Annotated in this window: 10 protein-coding genes and 2 pseudogenes; 4 read left to right on the forward strand and 8 right to left on the reverse strand. The window is 72.1% G+C overall.

The genetic code is table 11. The annotated features are described in order from the left end of the window. Positions 1-17: 17 nt before the first annotated feature. Both JD77_RS22760 and JD77_RS35595 read right to left on the reverse strand, forming a co-directional pair. Entirely contained in the window at positions 18-1,133 is a 1,116-nt protein-coding gene (locus tag JD77_RS22760) for a glycosyltransferase family 4 protein (protein WP_425463596.1), read from the reverse strand. A gap of 17 nt (positions 1,134-1,150) precedes the next feature. Continuing rightward, positions 1,151-1,597 (reverse strand): annotated as a pseudogene (locus JD77_RS35595) (glycogen/starch synthase); the annotation flags it as partial. 131 nt (positions 1,598-1,728) lie between these two features. Here JD77_RS35595 and glgX point away from each other — a divergent pair. From glgX to bla, 4 genes are all read left to right on the forward strand, one after another. After that, complete coding sequence (gene glgX / locus JD77_RS22765) at positions 1,729-3,846, forward strand: glycogen debranching protein GlgX (RefSeq protein ID WP_145776096.1); 2,118 nt, start codon at positions 1,729-1,731, stop codon at positions 3,844-3,846. Between the two features lie 2 nt (positions 3,847-3,848). Continuing rightward, a complete protein-coding gene (gene treY, locus JD77_RS22770; RefSeq protein WP_145776097.1) occupies positions 3,849-6,173 on the forward strand; it encodes a malto-oligosyltrehalose synthase in 2,325 nt (774 codons plus the stop codon). Then, the gene (treZ, locus tag JD77_RS22775) at positions 6,170-7,903 is read left to right on the forward strand and encodes a malto-oligosyltrehalose trehalohydrolase (RefSeq protein WP_145776098.1); all 1,734 of its coding nucleotides are present in this window, start codon (positions 6,170-6,172) and stop codon (positions 7,901-7,903) included. Before treY ends, treZ begins: the two co-directional genes overlap by 4 nt. A 125-nt stretch (positions 7,904-8,028) precedes the next feature. Next, positions 8,029-8,979 (forward strand): class A beta-lactamase, encoded by a 951-nt coding sequence (gene bla / locus JD77_RS22780; RefSeq protein ID WP_145776099.1) that lies wholly within the window; start codon positions 8,029-8,031, stop codon positions 8,977-8,979. Here the strand turns inward: bla and JD77_RS22785 are convergent. The 6 genes and pseudogenes from JD77_RS22785 to JD77_RS22815 form a co-directional block, all read right to left on the reverse strand. After that, positions 8,979-9,631, reverse strand: a pseudogene (locus tag JD77_RS22785) (IS630 family transposase); the annotation flags it as partial. The gene bla and the pseudogene JD77_RS22785 sit on opposite strands and share 1 nt — an antisense overlap. Positions 9,632-9,788: 157 nt before the next feature. Further along, positions 9,789-10,673, reverse strand: a complete 885-nt coding sequence (locus tag JD77_RS22790) for a ribokinase (RefSeq protein WP_145776100.1) — start codon at positions 10,671-10,673, stop codon at positions 9,789-9,791. Next, the gene (locus JD77_RS22795) at positions 10,670-12,160 is read right to left on the reverse strand and encodes a helix-turn-helix domain-containing protein (RefSeq protein ID WP_484213888.1); all 1,491 of its coding nucleotides are present in this window, start codon (positions 12,158-12,160) and stop codon (positions 10,670-10,672) included. The genes JD77_RS22790 and JD77_RS22795 overlap by 4 nt, the downstream gene beginning before the upstream one ends. A gap of 582 nt (positions 12,161-12,742) precedes the next feature. Next, positions 12,743-13,135: a hypothetical protein gene (locus JD77_RS22800; RefSeq protein ID WP_145776102.1), complete on the reverse strand. Its 393-nt coding sequence runs from the start codon at positions 13,133-13,135 to the stop codon at positions 12,743-12,745. A 36-nt stretch (positions 13,136-13,171) separates the two neighbouring features. Next, positions 13,172-13,774 (reverse strand): hypothetical protein, encoded by a 603-nt coding sequence (locus JD77_RS22805; protein ID WP_145776103.1) that lies wholly within the window; start codon positions 13,772-13,774, stop codon positions 13,172-13,174. A 292-nt stretch (positions 13,775-14,066) separates the two neighbouring features. Further along, the gene (locus JD77_RS22815; RefSeq protein WP_246140856.1) at positions 14,067-15,329 is read right to left on the reverse strand and encodes an IS701 family transposase; all 1,263 of its coding nucleotides are present in this window, start codon (positions 15,327-15,329) and stop codon (positions 14,067-14,069) included. Between the last annotated feature and the right edge of the window lie 171 nt (positions 15,330-15,500).

Consider the following 15,500-nt stretch of genomic DNA (forward strand, 5'->3'; position numbering starts at 1 on the left):
GCCCGGTCGGCCCTTCCTCACCGCAGGCCCGCGGCGGCCAGCAGGTTGCCCTCGGCGATCCGCGGCGCGGCGTGGCCGTCGGCCATCCGCCGGGCGGCCCGCTCGGCGGTGAACGCCGGCGTCGTCGCGATCGCCGCCGCGTACCCCGCTGCGGTGCGCTGCGCGATCGACGCCCAGCCGTACCGCTGGTGCACCAGCGCGCGGGCCCGCCGGGCCAGCGCGCGGGCGCGGTCGGTGTCCGACAGCAGCGCGTGCACCGCCTCGGCCAGCCCGTCCGGGTCCTGCGGCGCGAACGTCATCCCGGTGACGCCCGGCTCCACGATCTCGGCGAGCCCGCCGGTGGCGGCGACGGCCAGGGGCGCGCCGGCCGCCGCGCCCTCCAGGGCCACCATGCCGAACGGCTCGTAGATGCTCGGCACCGCGAAGCAGTCCGAGGCGGCCATCACCGCGGGCAGGTCGGTGCCGCCGAGGAAACCCGGCATGCTGACCGCGCCGCCGAGGCCGAGCCGGCGCACGTCGGCCTCCAGCTCCGGCTTGTACGGCCCGTCGCCGACGATCACCGCGCGCAGCCCCGGGTGCCGCTCGCGCAGCCGGGGCAGCCCGGCGAGCAGGTGCTGCACCCCCTTCTCGTAGACCAGCCGGCCGGCGAACGTGACGAGGGGACCGTCGCCGGCGAACCGGGCCCGGGCGGAGGTCACCGCCGCGGCCGGGACGCGCCAGCGTTGCGACTCCACGCCGTTGGGCACCACGTCGACCCGTGCCGTCGGCACGCCGAACAGCGCCGTCACCTCGTCGCGCATGTAGCCGGAGCAGACGATCACCCGGTTGGACTCGGTGCTGAGCCAGTGTTCGACGCCGTGGATGGTGCGGTTCATCTCGTCGGGGAGCCAGCCCTGGTGTCGGCCGGCTTCGGTGGCGTGGATGGTGGTGACGAGGGGGAGGTCGAGGTGGTCGCGCAGGGTGATGGCGGTGTGGGCGACGAGCCAGTCGTGGGCGTGGATGACGTCGTAGGTGTCGGCTTCGGTGGCGCGGAGGGCGGTGCGGGTGAGGGTGTGGTTGAAGGCCATGGTCCAGGCGAGGAGGCTGGGGGTGGCGAGGGGGAAGGCGACGGGGTCTTCGGGGGCGCGGAGGATGCGGACGCCGTCGGCGTATTCCTCGAGGGGTGCGCCGGGGCGTGGCGGGTGATGACGGTGACGTGGTGGCCGGCGGCGGCGAGGGCGACGGAGAGGGCGTGGACGTGGCGGCCGAGGCCGCCGACGAGCACCGGCGGGTACTCCCAGGACAGCATCAGGATGCGCTGGGGCCCCGGCGCCGGGCCGGAGCCGGCGGGCTGCGGGATCGAGGGCCGCGAGGTGGGTACCGGCCGGCAGGCCCGGTCGGTGGCGGTGGCGGTGGGCTCGCCGGACCGCGGGGTGCTCACATCAAACTCCGTCCATGCAGGGTGGGGCGCGCCGACAGCAGCGGCGGCGGTAACGGGAAACGGTGGGGACGACCGAGGGCCGGGTGGGCCGGGCGCGGACGCCCGCATCAAGGAAAGGGCATCCGGGGCGGAAACGCATCTCGAGGGAGCCGCCCGTGGCCGAAGACACCCGAACATCCGATCGGGGTCAGGTGGGCGGATCTGGTGATGGTCCGAACGGGTGGATTGGGCCGACGGTCGGCTGGGCAATAGCGGCGTGCGCGCCGGCGGCCCCCGTCCGGGCGCTCCTCATCGCGCGAAGGAGCAACATGCAGGTCTGGCCGGGCGAGCGGTATCCCCTCGGGGCGACCTACGACGGGATGGGCACCAACTTCGCGATCTTCTCACAGGTGGCCGAGCGGGTCGAGCTGTGCCTGTTCGACGGCGGGGACGCCGCCGCCGAGCGCCGGATCGAGCTGCGCGAGGTCGACGCCTACGTCTGGCACGCGTACCTGCCGGGCGTCGAGCCGGGGCAGCGGTACGGCTACCGCGTGCACGGCCCGTACGCCCCGGCCGAGGGGCTGCGCTGCAACCCGCACAAGCTGCTGCTCGACCCGTACGCGAAGGCGGTCGACGGGGACGTCGAGTGGCATCCGGCCGTCTACGACTACGACCTGGGCGACCCGGACCGGATGTCGGAGATCGACTCGGCCCCGTACGTGCCGAGGTCCGTCGTGGTGAACCCGTACTTCGACTGGGGCAACGACCGGCCGCCGCGCACCCCGTACCACCACTCGGTGATCTACGAGGCGCACGTGCGCGGCCTGACCATGCGCCACCCCGGCATCCCCGAGGAGTTGCGCGGCACGTACGCGGCCATCGCCTCGCCGCCGATGATCGAGCACCTGACCCGGCTCGGGGTCACCGCGATCGAGCTGATGCCGGTGCACCAGTTCGTGCACGACCACCGGCTGGCCGACCTGGGGCTGCGCAACTACTGGGGCTACAACTCGATCGGCTTCTTCGCCCCGCACCACGGCTACTCCGCCACCGGCCGCCTCGGCCAGCAGGTGCAGGAGTTCCGCGGCATGGTACGGGCGCTGCACGCCGCCGGCATCGAGGTCATCCTCGACGTGGTCTACAACCACACCGCCGAGGGCAACCACCTCGGCCCGACGCTCAGCTTCAAGGGGGTCGACAACCCCAGCTACTACCGGCTCTCCGAGGACGACCGGCGCTGCTTCGTCGACTACACCGGCACCGGCAACAGCCTCAACGTGCGCAGCCCGCACTCGCTTCAGCTGATCATGGACTCGCTGCGCTACTGGGTGCAGGAGATGCACGTCGACGGGTTCCGCTTCGACCTCGCCGCGACCCTGGCCCGCGAGTTCTACGAGGTCGACCGCCTCTCCACGTTCTTCGAGGTGGTCCAGCAGGACCCGGTGGTCAGCCAGGTGAAGCTGATCGCCGAGCCGTGGGACGTCGGGCCCGGCGGCTACCAGGTGGGCAACTTCCCGCCGATGTGGACCGAGTGGAACGGCAAGTACCGCGACACCGTGCGGGACTTCTGGCGCGGCGAGCCCGCCACCCTCGCCGAGTTCGCCTCCCGGATCTCCGGCTCCGCCGACCTCTACCAGGACGACGGCCGCCGCCCCTTCCACAGCATCAACTTCGTCACCTGCCACGACGGCTTCACGCTGACCGACCTGGTGTCGTACGACGACAAGCACAACGAGGCCAACGGCGAGGAGAACCGGGACGGCGAGAGCCACAACCGGTCGTGGAACTGCGGCGTCGAGGGGGAGACCGACGACCCCGGCGTGCTGGCCCTGCGGGCGCGGCAGCGGCGCAACTTCCTGGCCACCCTGCTGCTGTCCCAGGGCGTGCCGATGATCGGCCACGGCGACGAGTTGGGCCGCACCCAGCGCGGCAACAACAACGCCTACTGCCAGGACAGCGAGCTGGCCTGGGTCGACTGGGCGCGGACCGACGAGTCGCTGCTGGAGTTCGTCCGGCGGCTGGTCGCGTTCCGCAGCCGGCACCAGGTGTTCCGCCGCCGCCGGTTCTTCACCGGCCTGCCGGTGGGCGGCCGGGCGGCCGGCTCGGGCCTGCCCGACCTGGCCTGGTACACCCCGGACGGCCGGGAGATGACCGGCGAGGACTGGGGCAACGACTTCGGCCGTTCGGTGGCGCTGTTCGTCAACGGCGACGGCATCCGCGAGCGCGGCCCGTACGGCCAGCGCCACCGGGACGACTCGTTCCTGCTCTGCTTCAACGCCCACGACGCGGCGCTGGAGTTCACCCTGCCCGGGGAGGAGTTCGGCCGGCGGTGGGAGCTGGTGATCAGCACCGCCGATCCCGACCCGGAGAAACCGACCCTCGTCGAGGCGGGCGGCAGCATCCACGTCCCGGACCGCTCCCTGGTGGTCCTGGAGAGGACGGCCTGACCATGCCCTCCGGCGCCCGCCCCGCCGAGCCGGCCCCGCCGGTCGGCGCCACGTACCGCGTGCAGGTCCGCCCCGGGTTCGACCTGGCCGCCTCCGCCGACCTGGCCGGCTACCTCGCCGACCTCGGCGTCACCCACCTCTACAGCGCGCCGCTGCTCACCGCCGCCCCCGGCTCCGAGCACGGCTACGACGTGGTCGACCACCGGGCGGTCAACCCCGAGCTGGGCGGCGAGCCCGGCCGCCGCCGGCTGGTCGCCGCGCTGCGCGCCGCCGGCCTCGGCCTGGTCGTCGACATCGTGCCCAACCACGCCGGCGTCGCCCGGCCGGCCGCCAACCCCGCCTGGTGGGACGTGCTGCGCCGGGGCCGCGCCTCGGCGCACGCGGGCTGGTTCGACATCGACTGGGACCGGGGCCGGCTGCTGCTGCCCGTGCTCGCCGACACCCCGGACGCCCTCGACGACCTCACGATCGTCGACGGGGAGCTGCGCTACCACGAGCACCGCTTCCCGATCGCCGACGGCACCGGCGACGGCGGCCCCCGCGAGGTGCACGACCGGCAGCACTACGAGCTGGTCTCCTGGCGGCGCGGCGACCGCGAGCTGACGTACCGCCGGTTCTTCGCCATCTCCGACCTGGCCGGGCTGCGGGTGGAGGACCCGCAGGTCTTCGCCGCCACCCACGCGGAGGTGCTGCGCTGGGCGGCGGCCGGCGAGGTCGACGGCATCCGCGTCGACCACCCCGACGGGCTGCGCGACCCCGCCGGCTACCTGGCCCGGCTGCGCGCGGCCGCCCCCGGCGCCTGGCTCGTCGTCGAGAAGATCCTGGAGTACGGCGAGGACCTACCGGACTGGCCGGTGGACGGCACCACCGGCTACGAGGCCCTCGCCGCGGTGAGCGGGCTCTTCGTCGACCCCAACGCGGAGGCGGACTTCACCGCGCTGGACGCGACGCTGACCGGGCGGCGCACCTCCTGGCCGGACCTCACCCACGACACCAAGCTGGCGGCGGCCACCCGGCTGCTCGCCGCCGAGCTGACCCGGCTGGCCGCCCTCGCCCCCGAGGTGGACCCGGCCGCGGCCCGCGCCGCGCTCGCCGAGCTGGCCGCCTGCTTCCCCGTCTACCGGAGCTACCCGCCGCACGAGGACGGTCACCTCGCCGCCGCCCGCGCCGAGGCCGGCCGGCGCCGCCCCGACCTGGCCGCCGCCCTCGACGCCCTCACCCGGCGGCTGCGCGACCCGCGCGACGAGCTGGCCTGGCGGTTTCCGCAGCTGTCCGGCGCGGTGATGGCCAAGGGCGTCGAGGACACCGCCTACTACCGGTGGAGCCGGTTCGTGGCGCTCAACGAGGTCGGCGGCAGCCCCGCCCACTTCGGCACCCCGCCGGCCGAGTTCCACCGGTTCGCCGCCACCCGGGCGGCCCGCTGGCCGGCGGCGATGACCACCCTGTCCACCCACGACACCAAGCGCGGCGAGGACGTGCGGGCCCGGCTCGCCGTCCTGGCCGAGCTGCCGCGGCGTTGGGCGGAGCTGGTGGCCCGGTGGACGGCGGCGGCGCCGCTGCCCGACCCGGCCTTCGCCCACCTGCTCTGGCAGACCGCCGTCGGCGCCTGGCCGATCGAACGCGAGCGGCTGCACGCGTACGTCGAGAAGGCCGCCCGCGAGGCGTCCGTTGCCACGAGCTGGGTCGACCCCGACCCCGGCTTCGAGGGGGCGCTGCACGCCGTGGTCGACCGCCTGTACGACGACGCCGCGCTGCACGCCGAGCTGACCGCGTTCGCCGCCGAGATCACCCCGCCCGGCTGGTCCAACTCCCTCAGCCAGAAGCTCGTCCAGCTCGCCATGCCCGGGGTGCCCGACACCTACCAGGGCACCGAGCTGTGGGACAACTCCCTGGTCGACCCGGACAACCGCCGCCCGGTCGACTTCGCCGTACGCCGGGACCTGCTGGCCCGGCTCGACGCCGGCTGGCGGCCGTCGGTGGACGCCACGGGCGCGGCGAAGCTGCTCGTGGTCTCCCGCACCCTGCGGCTGCGGCGGACCCGCCCGGAGCTGTTCGCCGGCTACCGGCCGGTGCCGGCGCGGGGGCCGGCCGCCCCGCACGCCGTCGCCTTCGACCGGGGCGGGGCGCTCGCCGTGGCCACCCGGCTGCCGCTGGGGCTGGCCCGCGCCGGCGGCTGGCGCGACACCGTCCTGTCACTTCCCGGCAACGAGGTTGCTGACGTGTTCACCGGACGGGTCTACAGTGGCGGTGAGCTGCTGCTTTCCGACCTCCTGGCCACCTTCCCCGTCGCGCTGCTGGCGCCCGCCGAGTCCGTGGAGGCACGATGACCGAGTTCACGGTGTGGGCGCCCGAAGCCGCCCGCGTCCGGCTGCGCCTGCCCGGCGGGCGCGACCGCGAGATGATCTCCGTGCCGGGCGGCTGGTGGCGGGCGGAGGTGCCCGGCGCGGGCCCCGGCACCGACTACGCCTTCGTCCTCGACGACTCCGACCGGGCGCTGCCCGATCCCCGTTCGGCCTGGCAGCCGGCGGGGGTGCACGGCCCGAGCCGGCTCTACGACCACGGCGCCTTCGACTGGACCGACGCCGCCTGGACCGGCCGCCAGCTGCCCGGCAGCGTCCTGTACGAGCTGCACGTCGGCACGTTCACCCCGGAGGGCACCTTCGACGCGGCGATCGACCGCCTCGACCACCTCGTCGACCTCGGCGTCGACATGGTCGAGCTGCTGCCGGTCAACGCCTTCAACGGCGAGCACAACTGGGGCTACGACGGCGTCTGCTGGTACGCCCCGCACGAGCCGTACGGCGGGCCCGACGGGCTGAAGCGCCTCGTCGACGCGGCCCACGCCAAGGGCCTGGGGGTGATCCTCGACGTCGTCTACAACCATTTCGGGCCCTCCGGGGCCTACGCGCCGACGTTCGGCCCCTACCTCAGCGAGCGGAGCAACCCCTGGGGCCGGGCGGTCAACCTCGACGGCCCGCAGTCGGACGAGGTGCGCCGCTACGTCGTCGACAGCGTGCGGATGTGGCTGCGCGACTACCACGTCGACGGCCTGCGGCTGGACGCCGTCCACGCGATGCCGGACACTCGGGCCACCCACCTGCTGGAGGAGCTGGCGATCGAGGTGGAGTCGCTGTCGACCCACCTGGGCCGGCCGCTGTCGCTGATCGCCGAGTCCGACCTCAACGACCCCCGGCTGATCACCCCCCGCGAGGCCGGCGGGTACGGCCTGCACGCCCAGTGGAACGACGACGCCCACCACGCCCTGCACACCCTGCTCACCGGGGAGCGGCAGGGCTACTACGGCGACTTCGGCTCGCTGGAGAGCCTGGCCGACGTGCTCACCGGCGGCTACTTCCACGCCGGCACCTGGTCCAGCTTCCGCAACCGCAGCCACGGCCGCCCGGTCGACCGGCAGCGGGTGCCGGGGCACCGCTTCGTGGCGTACCTGCAGAACCACGACCAGGTCGGCAACCGGGCCGCCGGCGACCGGCTCTCCGCCACGCTGTCCCCGGGGCTGCTGCGGGTGGGGGCGACGCTGCTGCTCACCGCCCCGTTCACGCCGATGCTGTTCATGGGCGAGGAGTGGGCGGCCAGCACCCCCTGGCAGTTCTTCACCAGCCACCCCGAGCCGGAGCTGGCGACGGCGGTGGCCGCCGGCCGGCGGCGTGAGTTCGCCGCCCACGGCTGGCCGGCGGGGAAGGTGCCGGACCCGCAGGACCGGCAGACGTTCCTGCGTTCCCGGCTCGACTGGGCCGAGCTGGACAAGCCCGAACACCGCCGGACGTACGACTTCTACCGGCGGCTGATCGCGCTGCGCAAGAGCCGGCCGGACCTGTCCGACCCCCGGCTGCACGCCGTCGACGTCCGCCACGGCGACCAGTTCCTGCTCGTGCGGCGGGGCGAGTGCCTCGTGGTGGCGAACCTCGCCGGCAAGCCCCAGCGGGTCAACCTGCCCGGGGTGGTGCGCAGCGTGCTGCTGACCACCGGCACCGGGGTCACGGTGATGCGCGACGGACTGGAGTTGCCGGCGGAGACGGCCGCCGTCGTCGCCCTCTGACGGGGGCGGCGTCCCCCCCGTCCGCCTGTTCGGGGTCATCCGCCCCGTGGTGTCGCCGGTGTGCGCGTACGGTGACCCTGTCGACACGCTTCCGCTGGGAGCGTTTCACGGAGGGAACCACGGGGATGACGTTCTCTGTCCGGCGCCGCGCCGCCTCGGCCTGCGCCGCCCTGGCGCTCGCCGCGCCCGCCGCCTGCACGTCCACCGACACCCCGACCCCGTCGGCTCCCGCGCCACCGGCCTCCACCGCCGACGCGTCCGGGGGCCCGGCCGCGACGGGCTCGCCGGACCCGGGCTTCGGCCGCCTGGAGGCCCGCTTCGGCGCCCGGCTCGGCGTGTACGCCGTGGACACGGGATCGGGCCGCACCGTCGCGTACCGCCCCGACGAGCGCTTCGCCTACGCCTCCACGATCAAGGCCCTCGCCGCCGCGGCCGTGCTGGACGAGACGTCGTCGGCGCAGCTCGACGAGGTCGTGCGCTACAAGATGAGCGACCTGGTGCCGTACTCGCCGGTCACCGGCAAGCACGTCGCGGACGGCATGACGCTGCGCGCGCTGGCCGACGCGGCGGTGCGGTACAGCGACAACACCGCCGGCAACCTGCTGCTGGCCCGGCTCGGCGGGCCGGAGGGGCTGGAGCGGGCGCTGCGCGGCATCGGCGACCGGGTCACCGAGGTCGCGCGTGTCGAGCCCGACCTCAACGCGGCCACCCCGGGCGACGTCCGGGACACCAGCACGGCGCGGGCCCTGGCGACGGACCTGCGGGCGTACGCGCTCGGCGACGCCCTCTCCGCGGAGGACCGCGCCGTGCTGGTGGACTGGCTCAAGGGCAACGCGACCGGGGCGACGTTGATCCGGGCCGGGGTGCCCGCCGGGTGGGAGGTCGCCGACAAGAGCGGCACCGGGGGGTACGGCACCCGCAACGACATCGCCGTCGTGTGGCCGACCGGCGGCGACCCGATCGTGCTCGCCGTGCTGTCCCGGCGGGACGACAAGGACGCCTCGTACGACGACGCGCTGATCGCGCAGGCGGCGAAGGTGGCGGTCGCCGAGTTGCGCGGCGAGCGGGTCTCCTAGCTAGTGGTGCCGTGGCGGACGTAGTCGTGGGTCACCCGGCCCGGGACACCGGGCATCATCGGCAGCATCGGCGCGGTCCGATCCGGGGCCTGGATCTGCGACTTCTCGTCCACGGCGAGGACCATGGCGGCCTCCGGCGGGTCCAGGTACAACCCGACGATGTCGCGGACCTTGTCGATGAACAGCGGGTCGGTCGACTGCTTCCAACTCTGAACCTGGTGCGGTTTGAGGCCGAACGCCCGCCAGATCCGCGACACCGCGGTCTGGTTCAGCCCCACCGCCGCGGCCATCGACCGGGTCGACCAATGACTGTCCTGATTGGGTGGCGGCTCTTCGAGGGTCTTCGTGATCACCGCCTCGACCTGGGCGTCGCCGATCTTCCGTGGCGCGCGCCCGGACGCGGTTCGTCGCGCAGCCCGTCCACCCGATCGGCCACGAACCGCTTACGCCACTTGCCGACCGTCGGTAGCGACACAGCAAGCCGACGCGACACCTCGCTGTTGGACAGGCCCTCCGCGCAGGCGAGAACGATCCGCGCCCGCACCGCCAACGCCTGCGCCGTCTTCGGCCGCCGCGCCAGCCCCCGTAGCGCCTCCCGTTCCTCGGCGGTCAACTCCAGCGGCGCCAGCTTCGGACCACGGCCATCATCCATACTTACAATCTGATCGGCATCGCCGTGATCATGTACACGCCGCGGCAATAATCGCATTTTTCGGCATGGGCGCCGGTCGGCGTGCTCCCGCCGCGGGCCATGCTGACAGCGCTGGCACGGCCCGCTCACGTGCGCTTCGACGGGCTAGCTCTTTGGCTTACGAGGCCTGAGCGCCAGCGTGCCGTACAGCTTGGGCCCCGACGTGGACGGCGGTGGTAACGACGTCAGGCAGTGGGATGCCTCGTGCCAGGTCGAGGGCGAGGGAGCCGAGGAAGGCGTCACCGGCTCCGGTGGTGTCGACCACCGATACGGCCGGTGCCGGCACTGACCCGGCCCCGTGGGAGTCGATGTAGGCGGCGCCGTGCCCTCCGGCGGTGACCACGACGGTACTGGGTCCGAGTTGCCGTAGCTCGGCGGCTGCGGTGAGCGGGTCGTCGGTGGTTGTGTTTAGGATGGCAGCGGCCTCGTGTTGGTTGACCACCAGAACGTCGAGGTGCCGCAGCAGGGCGTTGTCGAGCTCCCGGTGGGGTACGAGGTTGCCGATGATGATCGGGGCGGGCCGTCGGTTTAGCAGCGCGGTGACCGGTTGGGGTGGCAGGTCGAGCTGAACAACTACGGCTTGTGCATCGAGGCCGTCGGTGGCGCGCCGGATGTCGTCGGTGGTGAGTTCCGTCGCGGGTGATAGGGCAAGCGTGATGTAGCTTTCGCCGTCGGGCGTGACTTCGATGATCGCCGCCCCGGTGGTCGTCTGTGGGAGGAGCGTGACGTGGCGGGTGTCGACGCCCGCGCCGGTCAGCGCCGCCGCGACCTGGTGACCCCAGCTGTCGTCGCCGACGTTGGCGATGAGACAGGAGCGTCCTCCGCGGCGGGCTGCGGCGATGGCTTGGTTGAGGCTCTTGCCGCCGGGACTGGCCGTTAAGGACGAGGCGAAGCTAGTGCGTCCCGGGCTGGCTCGACGGGGGACTTGGACGGTCAGGTCGATGTTGGCCCGCCCGACGAAGGCGACGTCAACGACGCCGTTGGGATCTCTCTGGTTGGTCATGTTGGCTGCGGGGACGCGGCGAGCGCGGCGCGCAGGTCCGCCACGCCGGACTCCGTGGGGAACACGGCCGTGAGCTGGCTGCCGACGGCAGTGACTTCACGCGTAGTGCGCGCCGACCGGGTGAGGCGGCCCAGTTCGAGAGCTGCGAGGGCAGCGGCAGCGGCGCGCCCGGGCTCACCAGCAGCGGCGTACGCGGCAGCAGTTCGTGCCAGGTACAAGCCCCGCTCCCGCCGGTAGGAATCCGGCCACGCGTCGAGAGCCCGGTTGAAGCACCCGACAGCGGCGCGTGGGCGCCCCAGCCGGTGCCACCCGTCGCCTTCCTGCGCCCATACGTATGCAGTGGTGCAGAAAGAGCCGAGGCTGCCGCCGTCATCGACGGCACCCGCGACAAGGTGATGCGCGTCGTCGACCGCAGCTTGGAATCCGGCGGTGTTACCCGCGATGGCGTGGCCGTGCGCGCTTTGCAGCGCCACGAACGCCCGGACCTGGCCCCGGCCGTTGCCGCTGCACCCGGCCGCGCGGGCGAGTCCGAGCACCCGGTCCCGGTCGGTGGCCTCGGCCGCGCGTTGCGCCATACGGGCGAACACGTAAGTGGTGAACTCCGCGTCGCCAGCTTCCTGCGCCATGGTCAGCGCCTGCGCGAGCCACCAGTCACCAGCGACGCGGTCACCCAGGTCGTCGCTGAGCCAGCCAGCGAACTCTGCCCACCGTTCCTCGGTGCGCAGGAACGCGTCGTGCAGGTCGCCCCGGGCGGCTGCACGGAAACCAGCGATGTGGCCGATTTGCTGCCGAGCCGTCGGCAGGATCGCCGCAGCGCCAACACGGTTGTCAGATTCGACGAGAACGGACCGCAGCATCGCAAAGTGCTCGACGAGCGCAGGATCGACGTAAGCCGTGTCCGCCCCGAGCGCAGCATCCACACCAACAAACGGCGCCACCAGGCTGCCAGACACCGCCTGCAATAGCGCGCGGCGGCCGAGCCGAACCTGCCGCGCTCGTCCCTCGATCACCACCGTCACGATAGTCGTGTCGTCAGCTGCGGCTTCAGGCAACCAAGCAGCCCGGTCATGGGCCACGTCGCTTGACGTAGCCCCCCGCCCCGAAACTAACGCATGGTCAGCTGAGTCTGCCGGTGCATGCGACAGCGTTTCGCTTTCCGCCACCGAGGTGAGAGCACCGTTCCGTCGGGGGCTGTAGAGGCCGAGCCTTTCATCGCTTTCGACGCCGAAGACCCTACGTAAGGCAGCTCGGCGCTGCGCACTCGGCCAGCGGTGTTCCCCTCGTTCCAGCTTGCCCACCCACCGGAAGTCAACGTAATGCGCAGCGACGTCGCGGCCAGGGAAGGCTCGCGCCAACTCGGCGTTGACCGCATCTGCCAGCTCGGCGCGGGACAAGGACTGCCCCGGCCTGTTAGGCGACGGCGTGCGAGCGCGGGCATTTCTCAGCTGGGCGTTCGGCGTGATCACCGTTTCCGCGTGGCGAGCCACGCAATCCTCCTCTTTGCAAGAATGCCATCACATGTTGGGTTGCGATCTGTAGGTTGTGCGTTCAGCATGGCCTTGACGCTGGCAAGCCGCCACCCTTCTTTTGGTTGCCGGAGCGGCTGGACATCGCATAGCTGTACCCGACCCGAGCGGCGGGTGAGGCAGCAGCGCGGTAGGTCCGAGCCGACGGCGAAGCATTGTTGGTGGCCGTTGCTCACGATGTCTCCTGGCGGTAGGTGAGGCCAGAATCCTGATGCTCTACGAGCTGGCGCGATTACTGTGGGCTCGCGACACTTCGGGGGAGGGCGCTCGGTGGTGGAACTTCGCGTCGAGCCGGCGGTGCTGGCCAGGGCAGCACGGTTGCCAATGAACTGCGCGACGAGCTGCGAAAGAGTGCGGCCGACCTGGTAGGCGAGACCGATGCCGCAGCGGCGGAACTTGGTGGATGGCAGACGCGGTCGGCGCTCGAGCAGTTTCGATGGTCATGGTCGGAAGGCCTGGCGGGGTGGACGGGCCGTGCGTGTCGTGTAGCGGATGTGTGACGACGGCGACCCCGCCCGTTCGGGGTCGCCGTCTGGTCACCGCCTACCCGGGGGACTGGGTGAGGTCGATGGTCCGGGTCAGGTCGAGCGGACGGGCGGTGACGGTCAGCGGGGCGGCCGGGTCGGTCCGGACCGGGCCGCCGTGGCGTTGGAAGCTGGCCGTCCACCGCTGGAAGCCCCGACCGCCGGACCGCATGACGTCCTTCGCCGGCACCGGCTCGCCGTCGCGGCCGGTGGCGGTGATGACCACCGTGTCGATGCCGGGGTCCTTCCATGCCCCTTCCTGGAGGGCCCCGGTCTGCTCTTCGTCGATCACCTCGACCACCAGCGACAGCCCATTCGGCCCGTCGACCACACCCCAGTGCAGCAGGGCGATGCCGGCGACCCGGCCGAGCAGGGCCGGCGGGGCGAGCAGCCGCGGTGTGGGAATCTGCATGGCGGTCACCCTATCCATCCACCGGCCCTGGCCTGGTCACATCGAGCAGGACAGCACCGGCTCGTAGGTGCCCACCGCCCCGCCGATGTAGACGCCTCGGGCGTAGACGTCGACGGTGTTGCGGTACTTACGGCGGTCAAGGTTGTCGCAGCCGAGACCGCCGTAGGCCGACGCCACCCGTTGGCTGCGCCAACCGGAGTCGATGGACCCCTCCTCCTGGAAGACGACGCACCACCAGTCGGAGCAGGTCGACTCCAGCGTGACGATGATCCGATGCGGCCAGTCCCGGTAGTTGTCGCAGGTCTGCTCGCCGCCGAAGTCCAGCGTCCAGGTCGAGATCATGCGCGGCCCGGTGAAGTTGCCGGTGCAGTACGAGATCGGGTAGGCCAAGGTGCCGGCCCCGCCGGGCTTCTGGGCCTGCTGTACCTGCCAGCGGCCGTCCTCGTTGACGATCAGTTTCAGGCCGGCCTTCTGCGCCTCCGGGCTGGTAGTGGCCGTGTAGGTCACCTTCGGCTGGGTGCCCTGGTCGGCGGGGACGGCGGGTTCGGGCGTGGCGGCCTGCGCGGGGGCCGCGACGACGAGGCTGGCGCCGGCCAGGACGACGGCTGCGGCGAGCCGGAGGAGAAGCGGGGTGCGCACGTGTGGTGCCTCCTTCTTCAGGGATGGGTTGGCTCTCGAGCGGCCGGGTGTGCCGTACGAAGCCTCACCGAGTACGCCTTACACGCTCACTTATCGTGAACAAGGGAGGAATACCGACTTGCGGTCCGACTTCGCTGTCGCCCCGTGTCGCATCCCGCCACGGATGCCTGGCAGGTGGATGATCTAGTAGTGCTTTGTTAGGTTGTGTCGTCGAATGGGCGGTTGCAGGTGTGGCAAGCGCCGGCCATGACGACGAGCAGTTGTTGTAGCTCGCGTACTACGGCGTAGAGGGTCAGGCCGGCGCATCCGCTTCTGGGTCCAGGCGTAGCAGGGTGCAGAAGGCTTGGGCGAGCACGGTGAGGGTGACGTGGCGATGCCAGCCGGTGAAGCTGCGGCCTTCGAAGTGGTCGATGCCCAGGCCTGCCTTGAGTTCGCGGTAGTCGTGTTCGACCCGCCAGCGGATCTTTCCGAGTCGGACCAGTGTCTTGAGTGATGTGCGTGGCTGCATGTTGGACAGCCAGTACTTGACTGGCTCGTCGGCGCCGGGTGGCCATTCGGCGATCAACCAGTATTCGGGCAGGCTGCCGTCGCCGCCGCGGGGGATGTCCCGGTTCGCGGGGCGGATGCGTAGCCGTAGGAAGTGCGAACGCATCGCCGCGGTCGGGTTCGTTGTGCTGCGCCGGCTGCCGCGCCGCCAGGTGACCTGCCGTGCGGTGCCGCGGCCCGCGGCCAGGACCAGGTCCTTGAGGGTGACCGGCGGGTCGGGGTAGGCCGGGCGGGGTGGGCGGCCCCGTCCGGAGTAGGCCGCGGTGACCGGGACCGCGTCGGCGGGGTGGGCGGTGGCGGTCGGGTCGACCTGGACCACGTAGCGCAGGCCACGTTCGGCCAGGCCGAGCCGGAACAGGGTGCAGTCGCCGTAGCCGGAGTCCGCGGCCACCGGCAGTCTCGGCAGCCCCCACAGGTCGATCATCTGGTCGAGCATGTCCAGCGCGAGGCGCCATTTCTCCCGGTGCCGCACATCGTCGGGCAGGCGGGCCCGGCCCCGCCGAGCCCGCACCGCCGCGGCCCGGTCGGGATCGGCGACCATGGTGTCGTCCCACGATCGCGGACAGAACAACCGCCAGTTCGCGGCCACCGACGCGGTGTCGGTGACCGCCTGGACGCTTACCCCGATCTGACAGTTGCCGGTCTTGCCCAGGGTGCCCGAGTACTGGCGGGCCACACACGGCGAGGCGGTGCCGTCCTTCGGGAAGCCCGAGTCGTCGATCACGTACGCGGCCGGGTCGATCGCGTCGACCGCCCACCGTGCCACGTTCGCCCGCACCGCCGTGTAGTCCCACGTCGAGGACGTGATGAACTGCTGCAACTGCTGATGATCGACGCCGAGGCGTTCCGCCATCGGCTGCATCGACTTCCGCGCCCCATCGGTGAGCAGGCCACGCATGTACAACTCGCCCTTGACCCGCTGATCCGAACGCCGAACCGCACCATCCAACATCGCCGCGGTGAACTCGACCAGCCGCGGACGCACCTTCTCGACCTGCTCCGGAGTCACACCACCAAGCCAAACACCAACCACAATCGGCAGCTACGCGACACGCCGCGAACGTAACAAAGCACTACTAGGAACGCTTTTGGAGTGCGTCTATGGGCTGGTGGACATGCACCCTTCGTTCGCCTGTCTGTGGAGATGCCCCGCCTGCGCGCTTCCTGCCTGGTTGACCCG

This window comes from Micromonospora olivasterospora, assembly GCF_007830265.1.
Lineage (GTDB): Bacteria > Actinomycetota > Actinomycetes > Mycobacteriales > Micromonosporaceae > Micromonospora > Micromonospora olivasterospora.

Coding starts and splice junctions, on each gene's coding strand:
- glgX (WP_145776096.1), top strand. CDS start 1,729: ATGCAGGTCTGGCCGGGCGAGCGGTATCCCCTCGGGGCGACCTACGAC.
- treY (WP_145776097.1), top strand. CDS start 3,849: ATGCCCTCCGGCGCCCGCCCCGCCGAGCCGGCCCCGCCGGTCGGCGCC.
- treZ (WP_145776098.1), top strand. CDS start 6,170: ATGACCGAGTTCACGGTGTGGGCGCCCGAAGCCGCCCGCGTCCGGCTG.
- bla (WP_145776099.1), top strand. CDS start 8,029: ATGACGTTCTCTGTCCGGCGCCGCGCCGCCTCGGCCTGCGCCGCCCTG.
- JD77_RS22790 (WP_145776100.1), bottom strand. CDS start 10,673: ATGACCAACCAGAGAGATCCCAACGGCGTCGTTGACGTCGCCTTCGTC.
- JD77_RS22800 (WP_145776102.1), bottom strand. CDS start 13,135: ATGCAGATTCCCACACCGCGGCTGCTCGCCCCGCCGGCCCTGCTCGGC.